Consider the following 1,888-nt stretch of genomic DNA (forward strand, 5'->3'; position numbering starts at 1 on the left):
GTGCCGGTGTTGGACAGCTCGCTGCGCATCTGCCGCTCGGTCGCGCTGCGGGCCTGGAGCGGGCGCAGCAGCGGACCCAGGACCAGCATCAGCAGCGGGACGCCGATGAGGACCACGAGGCCGAGCTGGACCGAGGTGCTGAGCAGGATCCCGCAGACCAGCAGGAAGGACACGATCGCCCCGGCGAAGCGGGCGGTCACGTCCATCACGTTGCCGATGTGGTCGAGGTCGCTGGTGCCGATGGCGATGACCTCGCCGGTGCTCACCTTCCGCGGCAGCGCACCGCCGAGCCGCACCGTCTGGCGGGTGACGAGCTGGACGACGCGGTACGACGCGGTGAGCCAGTTGGTGACCGCGAAGCGGTGCCGCATGATCCCGGTGAAGGCCTGGACGAGGCCGATGGCCAGCATGACGCCGGCCCACAGCACCAGCTGCTGCTGGTCCTTCGCCGCGACCCCACGGTCGATCGCGAGGCCCAGCACGGCGGGCATCACGGCCTGGCAGGACATCCAGACGATGCCGAACCCCATCCCGCCCAGCAGGGTGCGCCACTGGCCCCGCGCGAGCCACCAGAGGAAGTGCCGCGGCGACCTGTGGTCCGCGATGCCGGGGTCGAGGACAGGGAGATCACGCACTCGCCCCAACCTACGTTCGCCGGGGGCTCGCGGACGAATCCTTTTCGCAGGGTCAGGCCTCGGTGAAGGCGGCACCCGCGAGGACCGCCGGCACCGCCGTCGAGGTCGGGTCGGTGCCCAGCAGGGTGGCGGTCACGAACTCGGCGGCGTGCCGCTCGAACGCGGCGCCGTGACGCAGCATCGCGTGCCGTCCACCCGGTACGGCGACGTAGCCGACGCGGGCCCCGGTGGAGAGCCGCGCTGCGGACGTCACCGTGCTCGCCGCGAGCAGGGCCGCCCGACCGCCCAGCGAGTGTCCCACCAGAGCTGGTAGACCGCCAGGCGCCTCCTGCCCGCGCGGGCGATCCGCCCGGCGATCGGGACCATCCGCAGCACCGACAGCTGGGCGGGGCTGACCATCGCGTGCTCGGCACGGCCGGCGCCGCCGTGCAGGACGAGCACCACGCCCTCGGGATCGCGGGGCACGTGGGTGGCGACCAGGCGGGCTCGCGTCGGCTCCACGTCAGCGGCCCAGGTCCGGCACGACCTCGACGCCGGGCAGCTCCGCGAGGCTGCTGCCGGGGACGAGCAGCTTGGAGCGGCGCACGCCCGAGCCCACGATGACGACCGGCTCGGACAGCAGGCGCTCGTCGACCATCAGCCGCCACCCCTCCGGCAGCCCGACCGGGGTGATGCCGCCGTACTCCATGCCGGACTCCTCGACGGCGCGCTCCATCGACAGGAAGGTCGCCTTGCGGACGTCGAGCAGCCGCCGGACCACGGTGTTGACGTCCGCTCGGGTGTCGGCGCGGACGACGCACGCGGCGGTCCGTTCCTCGCCCGTACGACGCCCCGTCACGACCACGCAGTTGCCCGACGCGGCGAGCGGCAGGTCGTACTCGGCGGTCATGGCGGCCGTGTCGGCGAGGTCCGGGTCGATCGCGACGACGGCGACCTGCCCGGCGGCGGGCCACGCGGCCAGGGCGTCGGCCACGGCGGGCGCCACCAGGTCGAGGTGGTCGAGCACGGGCAGGGACTCCAGGCGCGGGAAGGTCGGCAGCGTCACCCGACCATCATGTGGCATTCACCCTGAGGTCGTGCCCCGGTCCCGCCGGCGCCTCGTGGGGACCGGACGCTCGGACCATGACCGTGCTGGACACGACCGGAACCGTCCTCGACCGGACCTCCAGCCTCGTGCCGACCCCCGCGGTCGTGGCCCATCGCGGCGCCAGCGGACACCGGCCCGAGCACACCCTGGACGCCTACCGGACCGC

Annotated in this window: 4 protein-coding genes; all 4 read right to left on the reverse strand. The window is 73.7% G+C overall.

All coding sequences use genetic code 11. The features are described from left to right. The coding region (locus ACXJKL_RS20180) for an ABC transporter transmembrane domain-containing protein (RefSeq protein WP_457208779.1) at window positions 1-635 on the reverse strand (635 nt) is incomplete at its 3' end. 52 nt (window positions 636-687) lie between these two features. Next, window positions 688-888, reverse strand: a complete 201-nt coding sequence (locus ACXJKL_RS20185; RefSeq protein ID WP_457208780.1) for a hypothetical protein — start codon at window positions 886-888, stop codon at window positions 688-690. Further along, window positions 885-1,136 (reverse strand): hypothetical protein, encoded by a 252-nt coding sequence (locus tag ACXJKL_RS20190; RefSeq protein ID WP_457208781.1) that lies wholly within the window; start codon window positions 1,134-1,136, stop codon window positions 885-887. The genes ACXJKL_RS20185 and ACXJKL_RS20190 overlap by 4 nt, the downstream gene beginning before the upstream one ends. A gap of 1 nt (window position 1,137) precedes the next feature. Then, window positions 1,138-1,680, reverse strand: a complete 543-nt coding sequence (locus tag ACXJKL_RS20195; protein ID WP_457208782.1) for a YbaK/EbsC family protein — start codon at window positions 1,678-1,680, stop codon at window positions 1,138-1,140. Window positions 1,681-1,888 lie beyond the last annotated feature (208 nt).

Source organism: Nocardioides sp. P5_C9_2 (genome assembly GCF_054049555.1).